Source organism: Acinetobacter sp. SW-226 (assembly GCF_055632855.1).
The window spans coordinates 1,223,970-1,246,843 of record NZ_CM145752.1 but is presented as its reverse complement, the minus strand read 5'-3'; the positions used below and the strand labels follow the sequence as shown (position 1 = coordinate 1,246,843).

Sequence of the window (22,874 nt, the reverse complement as noted above, 5' to 3'; positions counted from 1 at the left end):
TTTTAATTAACAAAGTAATATGCAGGAACTTTAAAAAAGTTAATTATTTGCTTCCTGTTTAAGCCAATCTCGAAAAGCAATTAACTTTGTAAGTGACTGGCATTCCTCACGATACACAACATAGTAAGCCAGTACAGAAGAACATTTTAATTCGGGATAGATTTGAATTAAGCGTCCTGCCTTTAAGTCGTCATGTGCCATGACACTCCGTGCTAGTGCAATGCCTCGACCATCAATTGCAGCTTGTAAAACCGAAGCAGAGTTATTGATTTTAAGCCCTCGTTTGGTATTTTCTTCTGTAATTTTATTAAAATGTAGCCATTTATCCCAAGTTGCAAAATCAGAATGCTGATCCATGGATAGATCATGAATCAATGGAAGTTCTAACAAATTCAATGGGTCCCGCAATTGTTGTTCATGCTCTTGATAAAATTTGGGCGAACAAACAGGAAAAACTTCTTCATCCATTAATTTTTCTGCAACGAGTCCAGCCCAAACACCTTGACCATATCTAACACCAATATCTATTCCATTCTCAATAAAATCTACTGCTTTTAAATTGGTATCTAAACGCACATCGGTATCTGGATAACATTCTTGAAATTTATCAATTCTAGGCAATAACCACTTGGCAGCAAAAGCTGGACTTACCGTAACAGTTAAAATACCTGAAGAGCTCCCTTTTTTGAGCTTTTCTAGGCCTAAGCTTAATTTATCAAAACCAGCACGTATATCCGGTAAAACTGATTCGGCTAATTCTGTAGGAATCAACCGATTTTTCCCACTTTGTTGGCGATGGAAAAGACTCACACCTAAATAATCCTCTAATCCCCGAACCAATTGACCTACAGCTGCGGGGGTAACATTCAATTCTTTCGCAGCTGCTGAAAAACTTTGATGTCTTGCACTGGCCTCAAAAGCTTTCAATGCATTTAAAAAAATAGGTGCATTCATTTACGAGATAGTTTTTCTTTCAATATCGACAAGATTATCTCATTTGTCTGCTTATCTTTCTACTCCTAAAATGAACCCATAAGCAGTTAACACCGAGTGTTGACATTAATCAGGTTGAAAAAGAGTAAATTAATCATGAACAGATTTTCTTTAAAAGTAGCAATCGTTACTGGTGGTGGTTCAGGTATTGGTAAAGAAGTTGCTACTCGCCTTGTTCGCGAAGGTGCAAACGTGGTGATTACTGGCCGTAACGAAGAAAAATTGAAAGCCGCTGCTCAACAAATTGATGCATCAGGTGAGCATATTCGTTATTTCGCTGCTGACATCGCAGCACCAGCAACAGCGCAACAACTTGTAGAGTTTACAGCGAAAGAATTTGGCGGTGTTGATATTTTAATCAATAACGCTGGTGTGTTCGCGCCAAAACCATTTTTGGAAGTAACAGAATCAGAATATGACTGGTTCTTAGACACGATCTTAAAAGGTAAGTTCTTCATGGCGCAAGCTGCTGCTAAAGCAATGCAGCAACGTGGTGGCGGTGCCATTGTACAAACAGGTTCTTTATGGGCATTACAAGCGGTTAAAGCAACACCTTCTTCAGCATACTCTGCTGCAAATGCTGGTGTACATGCATTAACACATAACTTAGCAATTGAACTTGCAGAGTCAAATATCCGCATTAATACCGTTGCTCCTGCTGTCGTTGAAACACCTGTTTACAACACGTTTATGACAGATGATCAGGTAAAAGAAGCGCTTCCATCTTTCAATTCGTTCCATCCATTAGGTCGTAATGGTCAACCTGCTGATGTCGCTGAAGCTATTCTATTCCTCGCTTCTTCAAATGCATCTTGGGTAACGGGCACAATTTTACCTGTTGATGGTGGTGTTATGGCTGGACACTAAGCGTGTCCACCTGCCAAGTATTGAATTAATTTAGAGAAATGACATGCAAAACTGGAATGAATATCGTACATCTTTACTTGAACATGTAGCAGATTATGCTGCTTTAGCTCCTGACACTATGCGTGGCTTTACAGCTATGGATGTGGGAACAGCAAAGATTGGGAAACTTGATGCAAAAACACATGAACTGATTGCTTTAGCTGTAGCAGTGACCACCCGTTGTGATGGTTGTATTGCAGTACATTCTAAAAAAGCGGTTGACCTTGGTGTGAGCCGTGAGGAAATTGCTGAAGCACTGTCAGTTGCGATTAATCTTAATGCAGGCGCTGCATTGACTTATTCTGCACGGGTTTTAGAAGCAGTTGATATGCTGCCGAACACTTAATGATTTTCTAAATTGACCGATGTATTTTTTAGAAAATACATCGGTTTTTTGATTTTGAGGAACTCTCCATGCGTATACATGCCGACTTTTCACAAATTGCGATCATTAAACCCGAAGACTATCACTGGGTGAAATCTCCACGTGGTGAAGTAGATCGAGCCATGCTTGACCGCATAGGGGCAGAACATGCTCGTGCAACCAGTTTAGTTAAATATGCACCTGAGTCCGTTTTTCCTGCACATCAACATACCTTGGGTGAAGAAATCTTGGTTCTTTCAGGAGTTTTTACTGAAAACAATCAGGATAACTATCCAGAAGGTTGGTATCTACGGAATCCTCATAATTCTATTCATCAAGCTTCAAGTAAAAATGGCACTTTGATATTCGTCAAACTCATGCAAATGACAGAACAAGAGCACGAAGAAACTCGCATCAATACCCACGATCCTGAGAATTGGATAACGCTAGGTAATAAAATGCGATGTCCTCTTTATCAGTCTGAATTTGAGACCACGTATTTAGAGAAACTGGAAGCTCATCAGATGTTTAGTAATTTGTCTGACCAAGGCATAGAGCTATTTATTCTCACAGGAGAATTGAGTCAGGGTACTGAGGTTTTTCCTACAGGTACGTGGATCCGTTTGCCTCCGAAACAGCATGCCAATTTTCAAGTGGGTGAATCAGGTGTAACGCTTTATGTTAAAGAAGGTCATCTCATTCATGCGCAAAATGTATGGAAAGCTAAGTAATGATCAAGACCAAATTTGCAATTATCGGTGGTGGATTGAGTGGCTTATACGCTGCCTATTTATTAGAACAAGCAGGTATTCGGGATTATCTCTTATTTGAAGCACGAGAGCGTCTTGGTGGGCGTGTACATACTCAAGATCAGATTGATCTTGGTGCAACGTGGATTTGGCCTGAGCTTAATCCAGAACTCATGCATCTGATCGAGACATTGGAACTGCCATATTTTGAGCAATCAAATGCTGGTGATCTAGTTTTTGAAAGACAACGTGATCAATCTACCCTACGCATTTCTAATACCGCATTGGATACCTCTGCCATTCGCCTTGTCGGTGGTATGGAAAATTTAATTCATAGTCTCAGCAATCGTATTGCTACAGATCGAATTCGACTAGGAAAGCGTGTCACTGAAATTCGTTATCAAGAACATCAGGGTGTAGAACTCACTGTCATGAATCAATCAGGCGTAGAGATGCATGTAAGTTGTGAACAGATCTTGTTAGCCATGCCGCCACGCTTAGCCATTGATCAAATGAAATTTGAACCTTCACTACCAGCATCAACGATGAAGCAATGGATGAATACCGCAACATGGATGGCACCTCATGCCAAATATGCAGCGATTTACCCTGAAGCATTCTGGAAAGCACAAGGGCTTTCTGGTCAAGCTAGAAGCCATGCAGGTCCATTAGGTGAAGTACATGATGCTTCGACGCCCGATCAACATGCGGCATTGTTTGGTTTTTTAAGCCTTCCTTATGCTGTTAGAAAGCAAATGGGAGAAAAAGCCTTATTAGCTCATTGTCGTGCCCAGTTGGTGCGTTTATTCGGTTCTTCTGCTGCACAACCTCAAGCTGAATATCTAAAAGATTGGTCAGGAGATGAAAACACCGCTATCGAAATGGATTGGAAAAGCCCAGCGCTATTTCATGCTATGGCACCTGAAAATACACCAAATCAATCTATTTGGCAGAATCGACTACTTGGTATCTCAAGTGAATGGTCTAAATCCTATTCAGGCTATTTGGCTGGTGCAATAGAAGCGGCCAAATTTGGAGTCGACCAACTATTACATTCAACTTCATCAGTACAGTGAGAAATAGTCATGCAAACAACTTTCCATGCGATTCAAGTTAGCCGAACTGGACATTTAGAGTGGGTTGAACGTCCCATTCCAAAACCCAACAAAGGCGAAGTTTTAATTGCTGTAGATGCCTGTGGAATCTGTGGGGCAGATGCCATGACCATTGAAAACCAAAATCCAGAAGCATTTCCTCGTATTCCTGGTCATGAAGTTGTTGGACGTATTGTGGCGATTGGAGACCCAGATTCCGACTATTGGAAAATTGGTCAACGTGTTGGTGTAGGACGTTTAGGTGGGCATTGTAATCAATGCCCTGAATGCCGTCAGGGTCTATTTAACTTATGTAATCACCAACCCATCATGGGCAGCACCCATGATGGCGGCTATGCAGAAATGATGATTACAAAAGAAACAGGTCTTGTTGCAATTCCTGATGAACTGAGTTCGGTAGAAGCAGCCCCTTTACTTTGTGCAGGTATTGCAACTTTTAATGCCCTAAAGAAATCAGGTACCCAAGCGGGGGATACGGTTGCAATACTTGGTATAGGTGGCTTAGGACATCTTGCAATTCAGTACGCACGAAGAATGGGATTTAGAGTGGTTGCTATTGGTCGTGGACAAGATATCGCTGAACTGACTCATACTTTAGGGGCACATATTTATATTGATACCCAATTAGAAAATGCTGTGGATCGTCTTAAAGAATTAGGAAAAGCTCAAGCCATTCTGACCACCATTACGAATGGTGAAATTTCTTCAGGGCTTTTTTCAGGTCTAGCAACGCAAGGGAAATTGATTGTGGTTGGCGTTGGGAAAGAACCTCTTGTAATTTCATCTCCCTTACTTGTTGGTGGGGAACGAACTGTGCAAGGCAGTATTACGGGTACACCTTTTGAGGTGGGTAAAACACTGGATTTTAGCGTGCTTGCAGATGTTCGTGCCAAAACAGAAGTCTTTCCATTACATCAGGCTCAACAAGCCTACCAAAGAATGAAAACTGGAAATGCTCAATTCCGTATTGTGCTCACAATGACTCAAGATATTTAGCTCAACTTTTACGATAAAAGCCTCATTTAAAAAGGTTTCCTATGCTTCAAAATAATATGCATCGCCAAGTTCTTATCTTGGCGAGTTCTCAGTCTCTTTTTCAAACTGTATCCGTGATGGTTATGACGATAGGTGGTTTAGCTGGCGCCAACATTGCCAATACGCCTCTGCTTGCTACTTTACCAATTGCAGCGATGTTTCTCGGTACTGCAACTATGATGTTCCCTGCATCTATACTTATGGCTCATGTTGGCAGAAGAAAGGGGTTTATTTGTGGAGCATTATTAGGGGTAATCGGAGGGATTATTGCAGCTCTAGGAATTATGTATAGTTCACTAGTACTACTCGCTGTAGGGACTTTTTGTGTTGGTTCTTATCAATCTTTTGCTCAGTTTTATCGCTTTGCAGCCAGCGAAGTTGCAGATGATGCTTTCCGTTCTCGTGCCATTTCTTTCGTCATGGCTGGTGGTGTCGTCGCTGCAATCATGGGCCCTACACTCGCACGTTTTGGTGGTCCAATGTTTAATCATTTGGAATATGTAGGTTCATTCCTCATTATTACAGTGGTATCACTATTGGCAATCGGAATTTTATCTGGCCTGAAAATTCCTGATCAAATTGAAGTAAAAACGGATTTTAGTGCGGGTAGACCGTGGTATCAGATCGTATCGCAGCCTACTTATTTAGTCGCTTTATTCGGCTCCATTACTGGGTATGGAATCATGATTTTAGGGATGACGGCAACTCCAATTGCCATGCGTCACTCCCATCATGAACTTAGTGCAATTACCACTGTCATTCAGCTGCATGTTTTAGGCATGTTCTTGCCTTCGTTTATTACAGGTAACTTAATCGCTCGCTTTGGTACGCTAAAAATTATGTTGATGGGAGTAATACTGTTTCTTTGCTATATCGCGATGGCTTTATCAGGCTTCCACTTCTTCTCTTTTGCAACCTCATTAATTCTATTAGGTATAGGCTGGAATTTCTTATTTATTGGCAGCACTTCTCTGTTAACAGGGACATACACTTTAGAGGAGAAGGCCAAGGCTCAAGCTATCAATGATATGACCGTTTTTGTGGTTGGGCTAATTTGTTCTTTTAGTGCTGGTGCTGTGCTCGATATCTTTGGCTGGAAGGCGATGAATCTAGCTCTTATTCCTTGGTTGATTATCACAATATTAGTCTTAATATGGCTTAATAAGAAAAACCATGAAAAAAGGAATTTTTCTGTGAAATAAAAAATCAACAGTTAATTTACATGAAATTCTTAAAGTACACTCATCAACATCTAGTCGTGCTAAACCTAAAATTTGGAAAAACAAAATCCTCCAAATTAACTCTTATCAAATTGTTTTTTAAACATTAATTTACATATCCCATTGTGGTTTAGTAATATATTTATGTCTTATTTTAGTCACTAATATTCTTTTTCAAATTTTATAAGCTTAATGATAACGTTAATAGATACCATCTATTTAGTTAAAAATTATTTTTTCAGACACCCATTGGAAAGATTGTTATGCATCACTCCTCTCCTCTCATTAAAGCAATCGAAGAATCGAGTTCTTTTATTATTGGTGTATCTGAAAAATGGGAAACAGACACCGAAATTCCCATGCATAAACATTCTCGGCATCAATTAATTTATTCAATCAAAGGTTCAATTCAGGTTCTCACAGATCAAGGTTATTGGATATTACCCCCAATGAGAGCGATCTGGATTGATCGGGAGACTGCTCACGGATTCCGATCAAGATATTCAGCTGAAATTCATATTCTTTATATTAAGCCTGACACAGACTTTCAACTTTCAAAAACGAGTTGTGTGGTATTAAATATTACTCCATTAATTAAAGAGTTAGTTAAAAAATGTATTACATTTGAATGGTATTATCCTACAAATTCTGCCGAGAATAGGTTAAGTCAGGTATTACTTGATCAGCTAAAAAATATGGATCAACCTCCAGTAAATATTCCTGAACCTCAAAATCCCAAATTAAAAAAAATAGTTCAAATATTTAGAGATAATCCATCAAACACCATGAAATTAAGTGATTTAGCAAATTCAGTTCATGCAAGTGAAAGAACAATTGAACGTCTATTTGTTCAAGATACTGAGATGTCATTTAGTGAATGGAGAAATAGATTCCGTTTGGTGACATCCCTTGAATATCTTGCAGAGAATGTAACTGTTTCAAATATCGCCAATCTGGTGGGTTATGATCATTCTTCCAGTTACATTACCGCTTTTAAAAAGATGTTTGGCTGTACTCCAAAACAGTATTTTTCATCTGTAGAAAGTTAAGTACTTTTATTTTCCGACAAAGTAAATGGAATCAGGCAAATACTCAACAACGTTAAAATACCCAACACATAAAATGATGTATTAAGGCCTACAAAATGGGCCACATATCCTATCATTGCTGGTCCTAACAATACACCTAGATACCCCAGAGTGCTGATTGCCGAGATTGCATGAGTTACTTCCATGACTCGCTGCTTTCCTGCCAAAGAAAATAAAACAGGCACTACGTTACCCGCGGCAAGACCTGCCAGAATAATACTGGCTAAAACAAATATCATTGATTCTGTAAAAGCAATTAATACAATACCCAATCCAGTAAGAATCATTCCAGTAAACAGTATCTGTTTTTCACCAAATCGTGCAACAAGGTTATCTCCAAAAAAACGACTGACTGTAAGGGCTAATGCAAAGCACACATAACCAATGCCTGCAATTTCAACTTGCACATTTTTTACCTGAGATAATAAAATTGCACCCCAATCTAAAAGCGCACCTTCAGCCAAAAATATTGTCAGACACAACAGACCAATAATAATGACCTGCCCTTTTGGAAATACCAATAGTTTCTGAGTCTGTTGAGGACGAGTTTTTAACAATTTAGGAAATGCAGCTAAAATACACAATGCAATAATCACAGAACATAGTATTGTCACTACAATGATAGACACATGCATTGCAATCAAAAAAGTCGCACAACTCACGCCAACCAAACCACCAATGCTATAAAAACCATGGAAACTGGACATCAGCGGCTTTTTCGCTAAATCTTGTACTTCAGTTCCGTGAATATTCGCTGAAACATCAATTGCACCAATCGAAAAACCAAAAATAAAAAGTACAAGCATTAAAATGATTGAATGTGAGATCACTGCAAGCAAAGGTAAAGTTAAAATAAGCCCGCATGCTCCCAAAAGTAAAACGATACGACTGCCTAATTTACTGGATAACATTCCAGCAATAGGCATACCTATAGCAGCACCCAACCCAAGAAAGAGTAGGATTGTGCCTAATGTCGCCGCATCTGCATGTAATCTTTCTTTTGCAAAAGGAACTAAAGGTGCCCAACTTGATAACCCAAAACCAGCGACAAAAAAGACCAATTTTGTAGACAGTTTTCCTTTATCAATTAAGGTTGATGAACTTTCAATGTTTGATTTAGCAATAATTATCAATTCTCATTCTCATTTAGAAGTTGATGTTAGTATTGTAATCAATCTAAAAAATGTATTTTTTGTATATTATGACTAAATATATCGCAAATCTGACAAATGTTTTGACGTTATCAATTATTCAGATTTAAAAAATTTGAATTGAATCTAATAAATCTTGAAGGTTTAATCTACGTCTTGAGTAAGTTGAGAAAAATATCTTGCTGGAGGCATACCAACAAGTTTTTTAAACATCGTAATAAATGCATTGACTGAATCATATCCCAGATAATTGGCCACAACTTGTACGGATTCCCCTGCTGCTAACTGACGCATTGCTATAATCAAATGTAGTTGCTGTCTCCATTGTCCAAAACTGAGACCTGTTTCTTTATGAAAGATACGCATTAAAGTTCTTTCACTAACAGCCAAATACTTGGCCCATTCAGACAATGTACGACGATCTCCAGGATCATTACTCAACAATTTTGTTAATCGATGTATATGAGACTCATCTGATGTTGGAAGATAAAACCCCTCCATCGGCATCATTGATAATTCATCAACTAATACAGCAGCTTTTCTTCCGTTTGGGCTATCCATATTATAAATCGATGAAACAGATGCCATATGCAGGATAAGTGCTATCACAAGTGGTGTTAAAGATATGGTACAACATGAATCAGGCAAGCTTCCAAAGCTAGGGCGAATAAATAGATAAAATGCCTGTGTATTGGTTGTTGTTCGGATACTATGCGGTAATTGACTAGGAATCCAAACACCACATTTAGGAGGAACAACCCATACCGCATTTGGAGTTTCACAAGTAATTGCACCTTTTAAACTCATCACCAATTGTCCATGCACATGCTGATGGAAAGGAATTTCATCAACTTCCTTACCAGTCTGAACATGCATAGCAATTACAGGGCCTAAATCTTTAAGTTCATCAAAATCCCATTGTTTGGTATTATGAGGATTCATCATATTTAAATTGGCAGTATTTAGGTATTAACTGTCATATTATCTATATTCGTCATTCATATACAAGTCTATTATTTAAACATTATTACGAATGTAGACTGTTAATATGTTTGAATCCAATGATAAATCTCTCCCTTCATCAGCGTTGTTACTTATTGGGCTAATCTTAGTAGCCACGACCTTAAGAGCACCAATTACCGGTGTAGGTCCTATACTTGAAGCGCTCAAATCAACTTTGGGATTATCTGCGACTATGGCAGCGCTTCTCACAGCTCTCCCTTTAATTGCCTTTGGGGTTATTGCTCCTTTTGCTGGCAAACTTTCCCAAAAAATCGGTCTAAAACGCTGTTTATTAGGTTCATTATTGATTGTTGTGCTTGGTGTTCTTTTACGTTCTGAAGGTTCAATATCAACTCTTTATATTGGGACAATTTTACTTGGGATTGGTATTGCATTTGGCAATGTATTAATGCCCAGTTTAGTAAAACGTGACTTTCCAAAGCGAATTCCAAGTATTACAGGAAAATGTGGACTGGCTATCGGACTGTCTGCTGCGATTACATCTACGCTGGCCGTACCTCTCATGACTATTTTTAACTGGAAAATAGCACTAGGTAGTAGTGTCATTTTTCCATTGATTGCTTTAATCATCTGGTCTCTTTTTATTAAAACAACAGATGAGAAAGTATCGCAGAATGTCAATTATCAACCAAATACAGTATGGAAGTCAGCTTTAGCATGGCAAGTAACACTATATATGACAATTAACTCCATATTGTTCTATACCATGATTACTTGGCTACCATCTATACTGACCAATGTTGGTGTTTCAACCATAAAAGCCGGATCCTTACATGGATTACTTCAGTTTGCATCTCTAGTTCCTGGTTTACTGCTTGGAATAATTGTGAGCAAAATGAAAGATCAGCGGATGGTAGCCAGTATTCTAGGCTTAATACAATGTTTGGCTCTTTTAGGTTTTTGTTTTTTACCTGCCGCAGCACTTGTATGGGCATTTATGTTTGGGCTTGGTACTGGAGGAGCCTTAATTCTTTCACTAATGATGATCAGTCTGCGTAGTTCAAATCCTCATCAAGCTGCAAACCTTTCAGGTATGGCCCAATGTATTAACTTCTTATTGGGTGCTCTAGGTCCTATATTGGCCGGAAAAGTACATGAAATTACAGGAAATTGGATTTTCATTCTTTATACAGGTGTGATATTGGCAATACTCATGGCTGGATTCGGTATATTAGCAGGCCGTCAGAAAAACATTTAAATATTTACAATCTATTTTACCGCCCCATAGGTATTATTAATACCTATGATTTTAAAATTAAAAATATTATGTCAGATTTACCTTAATTAATGTCACCACAAATAAACTTTAATTTAAGATAAATCATACAATATAAAGAAACAATCTTATTGATCTGATTTTTAAATATTAAAATCTTCGATTTTAAATTATTAATCTGCTGTTAAATTTTATTAAATCTCAACTTTTAATCTTAGGAACTCAGTATGAATATATCAATATCAAATCGGACAAAACTTAGCTGTAAAGTCCTAGCAGTAGAAAATATAAGTTTTGAAATGCGTCGCCTTATAATTGCTGGAAATGATCTAAAATCGCTTTTTAATCATCCTGATATCTTGGAGCCTGGAGCATGGGTAAAACTATTTCCGCAAGGAATTCCTGGTAGAGCATACACATTACGATCTGTTGACTTAATCAATCAAACACTTACTATTGATTTTGTTATTCATGGTGATGATCCCCTAACCGTTTCTTCTTGGGCAAGAGATGTAAAAGTGGGCACAGAGCTTCAAATTGCAGGACCTAGAAGCGGTGGTTTTAAGCTACTTCCTTCAACCCGTCAATTATGGCTTGCAGTCGATACTACCGCACTACCTGCTGGATTAAGTATTATAGAGTCCTTACCAGTCGGGATCTTGGTCAAAGCATTATTTATAGTACCTGATAAATTCTACTGAAGCATTGATCGTATCCAATGCTTCAGTAAATACATACTGGTTGCAAGAATATCCTCAATGTGAAAATCATTCCATAGAAGGGCGAATTCAAACATGAGGTGCGACAGTTTCAAAAGCCATATGATAATCAACAAGCTGAGCAAATTTCTCTAATGGTGTAAGCCAATCTAACGCCTTTCTAGGACGAGTATTCAGTGACATGGCAACTTGATTTAAATAATGCTGATCTGCCTGATTTAAATCAATCCCTTTAGGTAAATATTGCCTAATTAAACCATTCATATTTTCGCATGTGCCTTTTTGCCAGGGTGAATGTGGGTCACAGAAATATACATCTATGCCTAAATCTTCTTCGAGTATTTTATGTTCTGACATCTCACGTCCACGGTCATAGGTCAACGTTTTACGCAGTTCTGCAGGTAAATATTTCAGAGCTTCAGTTAAAGCCTTGCGCACTGATTCTGCCTTTGCATCAGGTAATGTTGCCAAGATACAGAGCCGTGTATTTCGTTCAATAAGTGTTGCTATCGAACTTTTATTGTCTTTACCTTTAATTAAATCAGCTTCCCAATGACCCGGTATTTTTCTTTCTTGAACTTCGGCTGGGCGCTCATGAATAGTTTTAATATCCTGTAATATAGAATCTTTTTTAGGTTCACCGTTAGCTTTTCGCTTTTTATTTTCATGACGTAGACAGGATAATAAGTCTTTTTTCAACTCACCCTTGGGTAATGCTCGTATCGTTGAATAAATCGTTGTATGGCTTACATTCATTGTTTGATCCAAATCAGGAAATGTCTTTAAACGCTTTGCTATTTGCTGAGGAGACCATAAACAACGGATCGCTTCAACAATAAATTTCCAGAGGATTGAATCGATTTTGAGTTTTCTGTGACCACGTCTACGTCTAGCAAAAGTGTTATCAGAAGCATATTGAGCTTGATAAACGTCATTGATGCTATTTCTTTTAAGCTCACGATAGATCGTACTAGGATGTCTTTTAATAAGTTCAGCAAATTTTCTGGCTGAAAAGCCTTCTTTTCTTGACTCAAGCATTAATGCAGTACGATCTTCAAAGTTAAGATGATGGTATGACAATTTTATATACTCCATAAACCCTTTAAATTAATTAGGTGGTTTATGTCGCACTTCAAGTTTTACTCTGCCAAGATATTGAGTTAGACTCATCTTTACAAGTATGGATTGCCGGTGAAGCATCGTGGGCTAAAACATGGAAAACATACTGGATAAACCAGTTAAGCTTAAATCCTAATCAAGTAACAACAAAAGGTTACTGGAAATCAGGAGAATTGGATTACAGAGATTAACAGGGAATTTATTCAAAATTTATAATTATCTTAATTCAATAAAACTCTAACTTAATGTCATAAAATTAAGTTAGAGTTAACCCACACAATATTATTTTATTTAACTAAAACTTATAATTAAAACTTAAGATTGCAGAACGGGGTTCACCATAATTATATTGATTATAAAAACCAATCATCTGATAATATTTTTCATCAAAAATATTTTTAATATTTAATGCAACATTAGTATTTGGATTAATATCATAACGGCCCATTATCGAGACTAAGGCATAACTTTTTTGTCCTACTTCTACACTTCCATACACAGGATTAGTTGCTGTGGTATAAATCCGACTTTGCCAATTTATGCCTCCACCCACTGTTATTGCATCATATTGACCCGGCAGACGGTATGATGTAAATAGTCTAGCTGTTGTACGCGGAAGATAGCTGTTTAATCGCCCTCCATTTTGATTTTCAGCAGCAAAGCTTGAGATTCCTGTATAAATATTCCAGTTAGGTCGAATTTCACCCTGAATATCAATATCTATACCTTTACTCTCTGTTCCATCAACTGAGTTATATGCACTCGCACCTGTAGGTGTGTAATTAGAACCATCACGCTCAGCAACATGATCAAGACTATTTTTATAGGCGGATACAGCTAGATTCAATTTATCATCAAAATAACTGGCTTTGATACCAACCTCTTGAGTACTTCCCTGAGTTGGCTTAAGGAGGTTTCCATTTTTATCATAATAGTTTTGAGGTTTAAAAATTTCGCTATAACTTATGTACGTAGTATAAGTATCGTTAATATTGTAGGTTAGTCCTAAGTAAGGAGTAAATTTTCCATTTTTAGAAAAATTAATTGGAGTTATTCCACTAACCCCTTCCTGCTGATAATTGTTCACTCTGCCACCAGCGATTAACTTCAGATCATCAGTGATTTGAAATCTGCCAGTTGCATATAAGCTGGATTGTTTAATGTCGGCTGAACTTAAACTATCGAATTTTGCAGCATTAAAATCTGGTCTAATATAATCGCCATTATAATTAGTGAAATTTTCAATATTGCTCATGGAGATTTTAGACGATAACCAACCCGTCCCGCGACTTCTTTCCTTACGTTGTGACCATGTTCCACCAACAACTAACTCATGTTCCCTTCCAAATAATTGAAATAGGCCTGTTGTACTTATATCTATATTATCGTTGGTATTATGCGCAAATCCTGCAATCGCATTCGAACCGGAAGTTGCGTCTGTGGTTCGGTCTAAACTTCCAAATGGACTGAATAACTCATAATTTGCACGTTCATCACCATGTGTATAATTCAATTTCATGGACCAATCATTTTCAAATTTATGATCTAAAGTTAAAAATGTATTTGTGAAAGCATAATCCCAATGTGACCATTTTGCGGCACTTGATTTTGAACGGTCAAAATTTGTTTTTGAACCATCAGAATAGAATAATGGCAAACCTCCCCATAATACGCCATTCGGGGTAATATCCTGATATTCAATTCCAAGAGATAAAGTAGTTTGATCACTCAGATCTGACTCAACTGTTGCATAAATACCTTTACGTTGATCTTCAAGATGATCTAAAAAAGATTTTTTGTCCGTATATGTTCCTACAATGCGTGATCTGATTGTTCCATCTGATGTAATAGGTAACGAAACATCTGCAACTGCTCTATAGTTATCCCAAGATCCAGCACTTAAATTTAAATTTGTTGAGAATTCCTTTTGTGGTTTTTTTCTAATTAAATTCACTGATGCAGCAGGATTACCACTCCCTGAAGTTAAACCGGTTGCGCCTCTTACGATTTCAAATCGATCATAGAAAGCAGTATCCAAATAACTGGCACCATTCACATAGGAAGTTGGGATACCATCGTATTGAAAACTATCAATTTGGAATCCCCGCGAATAGAAAGAGTTTCTGGTTGTATCATAGGTATAAGTCGAAATATCCGTTGTATTTTCCAATACCTCTTGAGCTGAATTTAATTGTTGATCTTTAATCCTTTGATGCGTAATCACATTTACAGATTGTGGCGTTTCTTTTAAAGAAAGTGACAACCGAGATGCAGATTTCGATTTTTCAACAGTATAGGATTGAGTCTGCTCACTAGAATCATTCGAAGTGGCAGTTAAACTAATGGTAGATAAAACAGCAACTTCATTTTCTGACTGATTTTGTGCATATATCTGAGTAGTCACTAGACTTCCAATAACAACACCATTGATCATGCGAAACATAATCATAATTATTCTCATTGACAATATTTTAACAACCGAACTTTAGCAAAAGATTGAATTACTATATTTTTACAATCTGTCAATGAATTTGGTTAATCTGACAAAATAATTAGATTTCCTCCATGAGTAGAAAACCAAGGCATGCATATACATTCCAAATATTATATTTACTTTCATATTGTTAAGCTTATTTACATGCTTATTATGATCAAACTACTTAGTATTGTTTGGTAATCTAGTTTTTACTTCCTTTTTATCTTTACGTATGGTTACAGGTTTTACGCAAAATTTATCTTTGCACATTAAATTGAACAGCTCTAAATTATTTCACTATCAATGGAAGACCAAAGCATATTGATGTTGAGAGTATGGCACGAAACTTTTTAGATGACGGAATATGGAGCATAAAAGCACAAATCTGAAACTGGTAATACTGATAGCACTGAGCATGTGCCCTTTACCGATAAATCATTTTTAGAAAATGGGACTGATGCTGAGCAAGCACAAGAACTGTCACAGGAGCCACCCTTACAAGAAGAATTCGAAGTCCGTGTACGTCGTGATCAATCGCAATACTCCATGACAGGCTATGTAGATAAGCTCAATATCATGTCACTAAATGATGATCCAACCAGCCTGACCAACGTATCAATCAATCGCGGTAATTGTAGAACCAAAGGCTTTTATGATTATCAAAATATGCGCTATGGCTCAGTGGCCCAAGTCTATCTCGGTTGCGCTGCTGAAAATGTGCGTGAGGTGACCCTCACCACCAACAGCGGATTGACCTATACCTATAATTTTTAATTAATGACAGGACTCCATGCAAGTATAAAAAAGGCGTTCTGTATCGAACGCCTTATGTATTTGCTACTTACTCTTAACAGGTATATTTCCTGTGTAGGTTTGCCACAAATATGAAATATGTTCACTTACATACCGATAAATTTTAAATGGTTCATTGAAACGCTCAATCTGTGAGCGCCAAAAGCTACGTAAATCACTGTTAGCAAAATAACAATGTTTTTCATAAGCTTGATATGGAAAACTTTGTATAAGCTCATATTCCTTTGCCAAGCACGTTCCTTTCCATTCTTGTAAAATAAAATCTGAATATTGTGCTTCATCACCAATGACATAAAGCAAGGCATGGATAGCGTAAATACCATTCAGTGACTTCACAATACGCCATTGCACATCATATAACTTTTCTGCCAATTCTACGGATTGATGCAAGCGTTCTAACCACTTACGAGCAATCTTAGGTAATTTAGCTTCATCATCCAGATATAATGGCGTGGTAAAAACACAAGGTAAATCCAAAAATAAACAGTTCATCTGCTTATGCTTATCCAAACAGCGTTTAAAGACCTCTTTTTGGTATTTTACATTTTCATTCACTGGCGCGATAAAATCCAAATGCTTTAATGCAATACATTGTTTCAGAAATTTGGTTTTAATTTGTCCATGAAGAATGTCAGCGTTTGCCAATATATAATTTATATCTTGGTATCGAAAATGCCCGACTAATTCTATTAGTGCATTCCAATACGGATTTAACTGAAAGTCATTTAACAAAACTCGGTTATTGTGCACCCATGACAGAAAATGCATAAATGCGAAATACTGTGGGTCAAACCGCTCTGATGCACGTTTATCACGTACCAAGAGCTTGCCATTTTCAATTTGAGCTGAACTTTTCATAGTTTGGCTAAATGTATGATTCCAAGAGGTATCTAATACCCATGGAAGCTGTGCAATAGGTTGCTGTATGGGTTGTGGAGGTGTAATTGGAAAGTAACTCATTTGCCACCTCCTACTTGCTGCTCAGTTCTCTTATGACGTCCCATTGCCTTTTTAGTATCTCTATCAATACTCGTACCTAAAGTACGCTCTTTACCGATATTTTTATGCAGAATAAATTGATCTTTCTTTGCGAAATAGCGTAAGAGCTCTAATAAATACTGGTATTTTTGTTGCTCATGACGATGCAGCCGTCCTATGGCTAACTTATCATATTGATTATTCACAGCTTTGAAATGGCAATTATGGAATGTTCCCTCAACACCGATGACCTTTTCCCAAATCTGACCAATCTGCTGTGCAAGTTTAATTTCCTGAGAATGATCTCGACTGTCTAAGATAAATATAAAGTGATAGTGGAAACCTCTTCTTTCCCCAAATTCAAGCTTCCAAATATACCCCAAGATATTCAGATTCTCAGTACGACCTGCATGACGTAAAAATGTACGCAAGTCCTTTTTAACTTGATCAATACTTGGGTTCTGTGTTTTAGCAAATCTGAGATCAAGACGAATGATCAGTACTCTGGAACGCTGCTCAAGTGCCAAATCTACACACTTTTTAGCTGATTTAAATTGATTTCTAGCACGATCCATTCGTTTCTTTTGCTGATACTTAAACTCTTTTTCCTGAGTAAGCAAATAAGTGCATTCAATAAATTGATCTAGCCACTCAGCGCATAAACGAGTTCTAGTCGTACCATCCAGATGTGTTATCGTAATTGAATCATTTAGAGATACGAATTCAAAGTCTGCATGATATATAGGCTTTAAAACTTGATTAAATGCTTGTAGTACGACTCGATTGTGTTCACAGTCATATTGATCAAGTGATTCAAAACCCTGTCTAAATAACTGTTTGAGTAATTCCTGTAACTCCTTATCAGCATATTCATATCTATTTCTCATTATTTTCAATGGGTTGTTCTTACCTAAAGGACGACAAGCTCTTATGAATTCCTTTTCAACAATCAAGCTAACAAATTTTATTCTTGTAAATATTTTCTCCAATTCAGGATTTCTACGAAAGATATAAGCCTGCAATTCCTCACTAAACTCAAGTTGATGTCCCAATACCAATGAGTCTGAGTGTTGCATATCATCCACTTTAAAATATGGCTCATACTCACTTTCCAGTAACTGAAAGTGTTGATCAGGATCATGTGTTATTTCTTGCATAGAACGATACAACACATTCGGTTGTGGATTTTGAGCTGAATAAATATCTTGTATTGGTGGTATGTATTCGATTGCGTGTGTTTGACTGTCATTCATAACATAGGTTGATTCTGTCATGATAATTTACTCTGCTGTAATGAATCACACCTAACCATTTGTTAATTAATAATTAAATATAATATTAGATATATAAATAATATAAGTACCACAAATGATCAGGCGTAAAAAACACCGTAATCCCGTGAATTCAAAATCAAGGCAATACGGTGTTTAGGGGTTAATAGAATCAGTTCGTGCTGTAAAGATATCGCGCTAGTCTGGTCAACTTTTTTTCGAATTAATCCATAAATTAATTTGGCTTTCTGCCCATGTCGGCATGCTTGCTGTCAGATAAGTTGGCTCAGGAAAATCACCTCGACGGATCATTTTCCAAAATGTTGATTCCGCAATATTGAGCAGACCTTTAGTGGCTGGTTTAAAAGAAACTCTACGCCTACGCCCACCGCGGTCTACATAATCCTTCGCTGGCCGTTCTGGGTAATTTACTAAATCTTTCACACGATAACGATGTTCGACCATTTTCTTAGCCTTCGATAGCAACATTAAAAATACGTCTGAACCATATTCAAAAATGAATATGGTCAGTCGCCCTGATGGATTTCATGGTAGCTAAAACAAATGCTCATCGTCAGTAATGCTAGCCAGGTATTCAGATACAGACTATAATGGTTGCTTAACTATATGAATTAATTTAAATATAAAAATGGCTAAAACTATTACTTTTGTCGATCTGAATGAAATGGAGGAAGAAATATTCCACTACTATCTCTGTGGTGCTCCAATAGCAGGATTTAAAGCTTTTAAATCAGCTTATACAATTGAACAAAAAAAATGATCTTTGAAGATATGCTTTTAGATCGAAAAATTACTGATGATCCTATAAATCTGAATGGTCATCATTTTCGGGATATTCTTATTGAACTAAATGACATCAAGCAGAACTTTGCAACACGCTCAACCAAGGAAAACACTGAAATCTTTAAAAAATTTATGCAAAATTATGAAGCTCTCATTGTCGATACTACTCTCATTTTGAACTCCAAAATCAGAAATAAAATCAAAGGTATTCGAGGTATGCGGATTAGGTATGAAAAAAGCCTATATCCTAAACGCGATATTTTTTATGCATTACTGCGGGAAAAAGTTGCACAGCATGGAAAATGGCCAAGTGTAAATGCTGCAATACGTGAGATTTTTCCAGAGCTAAAAACTAAATTCCTTAAGCATGACCAACAGCAACTCAAAGATAAAATTGCTTTAAATGAAACTGATATCAGCGATTGCGAAGAGGTGTTGAAGCAACCAGATGATGCTGAAGATTTTAAGTACTATAAGCGTCATGACTACAAAAAACGTTTAAATAATTTAAAGCATGAAAACGCAAAATTATGGCACCGTCTTGAGCTCTGCACATCACCTCATGTACTCAAAAAGCAAAGCCCTTTTAATACCATTTATCTCGATGAAATACTCATGAATAACTTGAGACGAAATAAAGAGCTGCTTGATGAGGTTATTATTTGCAATAAAAATAAGAATTCTTAATGTGAAATTTCCAATGGATAATTGTTAAGCACTTACAATATTCACATGCCTGTAAAATAATAATGCCACCCCTATTATGTGGAAGATATGTCAATATTGCTGAGGTTCCAGTAGGCGTTAAGATAGCTATAGCCTTAGTAAACACTCAATCTATGATTAAATTCACGTGCGTATCGCAATCGCTTTTTTTAGCACAAATCCCACCATAAAACTGCCCCTATTGGATATTTGTATTTTGCCAATTCCTAACATTTGCTATTTTTATTTTCAATTTTTTACTTCAAATTTCCATTAAAAATTGGCAATTCAAGCCCCAATAATTTATGCATAAAATAATTGTTTTACGCATTAATTTAAAATATTATGCGTAAAACACTGAGAGAAAATGAGATGGCTTTTAGAGCAGATGAATCAATAAAAGATGGAAAAGAATGGGCTGAAAATTATCTTCTAGCAAAATTAACAATGTTAAGCGAACAAGAACGCTCAGAAAGCAGATGTGCCTTATTAGATTATTTTATTGATTTAGGTCCAGTTGTGGATAGCTATCCAACATGGCATCCCCTAATCAGCAAAAAAGATAATGCTGATTCAGTTACCACACCCAGTATGGATGGAGGATATGATGGGTTAGATCATACGGTTTACTTTGCACACGGTTTTATCACCTGTCCTTACCATGATGGTCAACGTGTAATTGATTCAGTCGAAAATTTAAAATTCAATCCTGCTGCCCACATCACTGCTGAAAGATTAAACGTAAAGTTTTACCATCCAGATGCAAACCCAATTTTAGTTAAATGCAATTGGTATAAACCTCTCGCAGAGGATGGAACAATTCCATTATCAACGGCAATTCCACTGCTTCTTGAAAATGAGTTGCCTCATTGGAGACATGCTGAAGTCGCTGAAACATGGGAATCCATGCGCTCGCATTTTCTTGGCAACCCACATGGAAAACGGTCATCCCTGTTTGTAAATCAGGAAACTGGACAAGCTATGAAAAAAATATGGGAAGCTTTGATTAATACTGGAATGTATGGGCCAATTATGATGCGGCGATAAGTAGGTTTAAGTCGAATGCCAGTGCATACTATCTTGAATAGATATGTAAATTCTCGTAAGTCAAACTAGTCTGAATTAACAGGCTAGTTTGATAGCTGTTTAAAAATAACGACAAGAGAAGACAACTCTAGAATATTACTAAGTATTTCAAAAAAAGTTTTCAGGATATAAAAAAGATGGAATATGTCTTCGAATTAGTTGAGCCTGAGCAAGATAACCTCTAGCCTCTAATTCCAATATGAATATAGGCCAAGGCTGTATGTTACTACGATATACATTATTTGAAGATGTAGACATTCCCCCGCCTTGAGATGTAGACAATCCTCCTTACTGTGATGTTGACAGTCCTCCATACTGCGAGGTTGACAACCCTCCAATTGGGATGTCGATAAACCTCCATACTGAGACGTAGACATTCCTCCATACTGGGATGTTGACATGCCGCCATATTAAGACGTAGACATTCCACCATACTGTGATGTTGACATGCCACCATACTGTGATGTTGACATGCCACCATACTGAGACGTAGACATTCCTCCGTATTGGGAGGTCGATAAACCACCATATTGAGATGTACTTAAATTACGAGGCCAAGTTCTTAAGTTTGGTATTTCTGGTCGTGACATTTCGATCTAATCCCACTAATACATTTATCACCGTTGATAATAAGTTACTTTCATTTTTATTACCAAAAACACGCAGTAACTAAAAATAAAAAAAATATCACTGTAAACCTTACAATACTTTTTTTGATCACCATTGTTAAGCTTAGACAAAAGATAAACGACAAGTTATGTCTTTCAATTAAAAATATTCAGCAGCTATACAAGTAATTTGTCATTTTGATCAAGTAAAGACTCTAAGTAATCAGCCCACTCCTGCATCATCTCTCGACGGTTATTTAAGAACTTGGTTCGATTATACGCTGTACCATTGTTGTCTTTGACCTTGTGTGCCAATTGATGCTCGATAAAGTCCACTCGCTGTTCCAGAATCTCATCCAGCATGGTACGGGCTGTTGCTCTTAAGCCATGAGCCGTTTGCTTTCCTGCATACCCCAACCGTTTTAATGCAGTATTAATCGTGTTGTCTGAGAGATAGGTTTTGGAATCACGTCCAACAAATAGATATTCACTATGTGGATACAGATCAATAATCGACTGCACTAATTCAAATGCCTGATCTGATAACGGAACCACATGCTGTTGTTTGGTTTTACTGGCGATGAATTTTAAGCATCGTTCTTCTGGATAGTAGTAAGACTTTTTAAGCTTGCGAATTTCTCCGGGTCTTTGAAAGGTCAAAACTGAAAGCTTTAATGCAACTTGTGTTGTGATTAAGCAGCGTGCATGCAATCTAGAATAGTTCCAAATTTTATTCAGCATCGGCGCTAAATCTTGTTCTTCAGTCACCGCTGCAAAGTTTCCACCTTGGGGAGTAGGCAATTCAATATCTTCAATCGGGTTATATTGGATCAGTTTCTTTTTTCGTGCTGATTTAAAAATTTGATTTAAATCTGATTTTAAACGTTTAGCAACGGATAAGGCTCCCCGATCAATGATGCGTTGGAATACTTTGGCTTCTAATACCTCTAACGTCAGCTGTGGAAAGCTCATATCGCCGATATAAGGATAAGCATCATGATTTAACCGGCGCAACGCTTCTTCATCCTGCTTGCCCTCTAATTCTCGTTTTTTAAGCCACTCTGCACTGACCACACGAAAAGTGTGTTCTGCTTCTTTCTGTTTCTGATTCTTGGTTTCTAAACGCACTGTGGCTGGATCAATGCCCCGCTTGATCAATTTCTTATATTCATCACGTACTGTACGCGCTTCTTCCAAGGTCACTTCTGGATAGGTGCCTAACGATAAATCATTACGTTTAGCCAGATAAGGACGGGTATAGTTGAATATCCAGTATTTGCTGCCGCTCGTATCAATACGCAGATAAAGATTCCCCCATCTGGAAGCTTATACATTTTATCTGGGTTTGCTTTTGCTTTTTTCACCTGTAAAGCGGTCAGTTTATTAATTCCACGAGCAGTCATAGCGTATAAACAAAAAAAATGCAGTAAGAAAT

General features: G+C 37.2%; 21 protein-coding genes and 2 pseudogenes. 13 read left to right on the top strand and 10 right to left on the bottom strand.

What is annotated here, in order from left to right:
• Positions 1-39: 39 nt before the first annotated feature.
• Positions 40-954 carry a transcriptional regulator GcvA gene (gcvA, locus tag ACZ8ZH_RS05905; protein ID WP_119062969.1) on the bottom strand — a complete coding sequence of 305 codons (915 nt, stop codon included), beginning with the start codon at positions 952-954 and terminating at the stop codon, positions 40-42.
• A 135-nt stretch (positions 955-1,089) separates the two neighbouring features.
• Here gcvA and ACZ8ZH_RS05900 point away from each other — a divergent pair, with 135 nt between their 5' ends.
• The 7 genes from ACZ8ZH_RS05900 (at position 1,090) to ACZ8ZH_RS05870 (ending at position 7,431) form a co-directional block, all read left to right on the top strand.
• The gene (locus tag ACZ8ZH_RS05900) at positions 1,090-1,860 is read left to right on the top strand and encodes an SDR family NAD(P)-dependent oxidoreductase (protein ID WP_119062970.1); all 771 of its coding nucleotides are present in this window, start codon (positions 1,090-1,092) and stop codon (positions 1,858-1,860) included.
• Between the two features lie 43 nt (positions 1,861-1,903).
• On the top strand, positions 1,904-2,245 hold the full coding sequence (locus ACZ8ZH_RS05895) for a carboxymuconolactone decarboxylase family protein (protein WP_119062971.1): 342 nt from the start codon (positions 1,904-1,906) through the stop codon (positions 2,243-2,245).
• 68 nt (positions 2,246-2,313) lie between these two features.
• A complete protein-coding gene (locus ACZ8ZH_RS05890) occupies positions 2,314-2,994 on the top strand; it encodes a cupin domain-containing protein (protein WP_119062972.1) in 681 nt (226 codons plus the stop codon).
• The gene (locus tag ACZ8ZH_RS05885) at positions 2,994-4,088 is read left to right on the top strand and encodes a flavin monoamine oxidase family protein (protein ID WP_119062973.1); all 1,095 of its coding nucleotides are present in this window, start codon (positions 2,994-2,996) and stop codon (positions 4,086-4,088) included. The genes ACZ8ZH_RS05890 and ACZ8ZH_RS05885 overlap by 1 nt, the downstream gene beginning before the upstream one ends.
• Before the next feature lie 9 nt (positions 4,089-4,097).
• A complete protein-coding gene (locus tag ACZ8ZH_RS05880) occupies positions 4,098-5,123 on the top strand; it encodes an alcohol dehydrogenase catalytic domain-containing protein (RefSeq protein ID WP_119062974.1) in 1,026 nt (341 codons plus the stop codon).
• A gap of 41 nt (positions 5,124-5,164) precedes the next feature.
• Entirely contained in the window at positions 5,165-6,364 is a 1,200-nt protein-coding gene (locus ACZ8ZH_RS05875) for an MFS transporter (protein WP_119062975.1), read from the top strand.
• A gap of 281 nt (positions 6,365-6,645) precedes the next feature.
• A complete protein-coding gene (locus ACZ8ZH_RS05870; RefSeq protein ID WP_119062976.1) occupies positions 6,646-7,431 on the top strand; it encodes an AraC family transcriptional regulator in 786 nt (261 codons plus the stop codon).
• Here the strand turns inward: ACZ8ZH_RS05870 and ACZ8ZH_RS05865 are convergent.
• Positions 7,428-8,603, bottom strand: coding sequence for an MFS transporter (locus tag ACZ8ZH_RS05865; protein ID WP_119062977.1), 1,176 nt, complete (start codon positions 8,601-8,603; stop codon positions 7,428-7,430). The two genes, ACZ8ZH_RS05870 and ACZ8ZH_RS05865, sit on opposite strands and share 4 nt — an antisense overlap.
• Positions 8,604-8,765: 162 nt before the next feature.
• The gene (locus tag ACZ8ZH_RS05860; protein ID WP_119062978.1) at positions 8,766-9,566 is read right to left on the bottom strand and encodes an AraC family transcriptional regulator; all 801 of its coding nucleotides are present in this window, start codon (positions 9,564-9,566) and stop codon (positions 8,766-8,768) included.
• 103 nt (positions 9,567-9,669) lie between these two features.
• On the opposite strand from ACZ8ZH_RS05860, the gene ACZ8ZH_RS05855 reads away from it, so the two are divergent.
• Both ACZ8ZH_RS05855 and ACZ8ZH_RS05850 read left to right on the top strand, forming a co-directional pair.
• Positions 9,670-10,842 (top strand): MFS transporter, encoded by a 1,173-nt coding sequence (locus ACZ8ZH_RS05855; protein WP_119062979.1) that lies wholly within the window; start codon positions 9,670-9,672, stop codon positions 10,840-10,842.
• A 245-nt stretch (positions 10,843-11,087) separates the two neighbouring features.
• Positions 11,088-11,561 (top strand): siderophore-interacting protein, encoded by a 474-nt coding sequence (locus ACZ8ZH_RS05850; protein ID WP_470247879.1) that lies wholly within the window; start codon positions 11,088-11,090, stop codon positions 11,559-11,561.
• Between the two features lie 87 nt (positions 11,562-11,648).
• Here ACZ8ZH_RS05850 and ACZ8ZH_RS05845 read toward each other — a convergent pair whose 3' ends face one another.
• Positions 11,649-12,674 carry an IS30-like element ISAba125 family transposase gene (locus tag ACZ8ZH_RS05845; RefSeq protein WP_001988464.1) on the bottom strand — a complete coding sequence of 342 codons (1,026 nt, stop codon included), beginning with the start codon at positions 12,672-12,674 and terminating at the stop codon, positions 11,649-11,651.
• A gap of 20 nt (positions 12,675-12,694) precedes the next feature.
• On the opposite strand from ACZ8ZH_RS05845, the gene ACZ8ZH_RS05840 reads away from it, so the two are divergent.
• Complete coding sequence (locus tag ACZ8ZH_RS05840) at positions 12,695-12,889, top strand: SIP domain-containing protein (RefSeq protein ID WP_470247878.1); 195 nt, start codon at positions 12,695-12,697, stop codon at positions 12,887-12,889.
• Between the two features lie 104 nt (positions 12,890-12,993).
• Here ACZ8ZH_RS05840 and ACZ8ZH_RS05835 read toward each other — a convergent pair whose 3' ends face one another.
• Positions 12,994-15,147, bottom strand: coding sequence for a TonB-dependent siderophore receptor (locus ACZ8ZH_RS05835; protein WP_470247877.1), 2,154 nt, complete (start codon positions 15,145-15,147; stop codon positions 12,994-12,996).
• A gap of 411 nt (positions 15,148-15,558) precedes the next feature.
• On the opposite strand from ACZ8ZH_RS05835, the pseudogene ACZ8ZH_RS05830 reads away from it, so the two are divergent.
• Positions 15,559-15,948 (top strand): annotated as a pseudogene (locus tag ACZ8ZH_RS05830) (hypothetical protein); the annotation flags it as partial.
• 63 nt (positions 15,949-16,011) lie between these two features.
• Here the strand turns inward: ACZ8ZH_RS05830 and ACZ8ZH_RS05825 are convergent.
• From ACZ8ZH_RS05825 to ACZ8ZH_RS05815, 3 genes are all read right to left on the bottom strand, one after another.
• The gene (locus ACZ8ZH_RS05825; protein WP_119062982.1) at positions 16,012-16,947 is read right to left on the bottom strand and encodes a hypothetical protein; all 936 of its coding nucleotides are present in this window, start codon (positions 16,945-16,947) and stop codon (positions 16,012-16,014) included.
• Entirely contained in the window at positions 16,944-18,239 is a 1,296-nt protein-coding gene (locus ACZ8ZH_RS05820; RefSeq protein ID WP_119062983.1) for a YagK/YfjJ domain-containing protein, read from the bottom strand. Before ACZ8ZH_RS05820 ends, ACZ8ZH_RS05825 begins: the two co-directional genes overlap by 4 nt.
• Positions 18,240-18,443: 204 nt before the next feature.
• Positions 18,444-18,701, bottom strand: coding sequence for a helix-turn-helix transcriptional regulator (locus tag ACZ8ZH_RS05815; protein ID WP_119062984.1), 258 nt, complete (start codon positions 18,699-18,701; stop codon positions 18,444-18,446).
• Between the two features lie 312 nt (positions 18,702-19,013).
• On the opposite strand from ACZ8ZH_RS05815, the gene ACZ8ZH_RS05810 reads away from it, so the two are divergent.
• Both ACZ8ZH_RS05810 and ACZ8ZH_RS05805 read left to right on the top strand, forming a co-directional pair.
• On the top strand, positions 19,014-19,727 hold the full coding sequence (locus ACZ8ZH_RS05810) for a hypothetical protein (protein ID WP_470247876.1): 714 nt from the start codon (positions 19,014-19,016) through the stop codon (positions 19,725-19,727).
• 363 nt (positions 19,728-20,090) lie between these two features.
• The gene (locus tag ACZ8ZH_RS05805; RefSeq protein ID WP_470247875.1) at positions 20,091-20,792 is read left to right on the top strand and encodes a hypothetical protein; all 702 of its coding nucleotides are present in this window, start codon (positions 20,091-20,093) and stop codon (positions 20,790-20,792) included.
• Between the two features lie 449 nt (positions 20,793-21,241).
• Here the strand turns inward: ACZ8ZH_RS05805 and ACZ8ZH_RS05800 are convergent, their stop codons facing one another.
• Both ACZ8ZH_RS05800 and ACZ8ZH_RS05795 read right to left on the bottom strand, forming a co-directional pair.
• Positions 21,242-21,421 (bottom strand): hypothetical protein, encoded by a 180-nt coding sequence (locus tag ACZ8ZH_RS05800; protein ID WP_213069983.1) that lies wholly within the window; start codon positions 21,419-21,421, stop codon positions 21,242-21,244.
• Between the two features lie 195 nt (positions 21,422-21,616).
• Positions 21,617-22,842: pseudogene (locus tag ACZ8ZH_RS05795) on the bottom strand (tyrosine-type recombinase/integrase).
• Between the last annotated feature and the right edge of the window lie 32 nt (positions 22,843-22,874).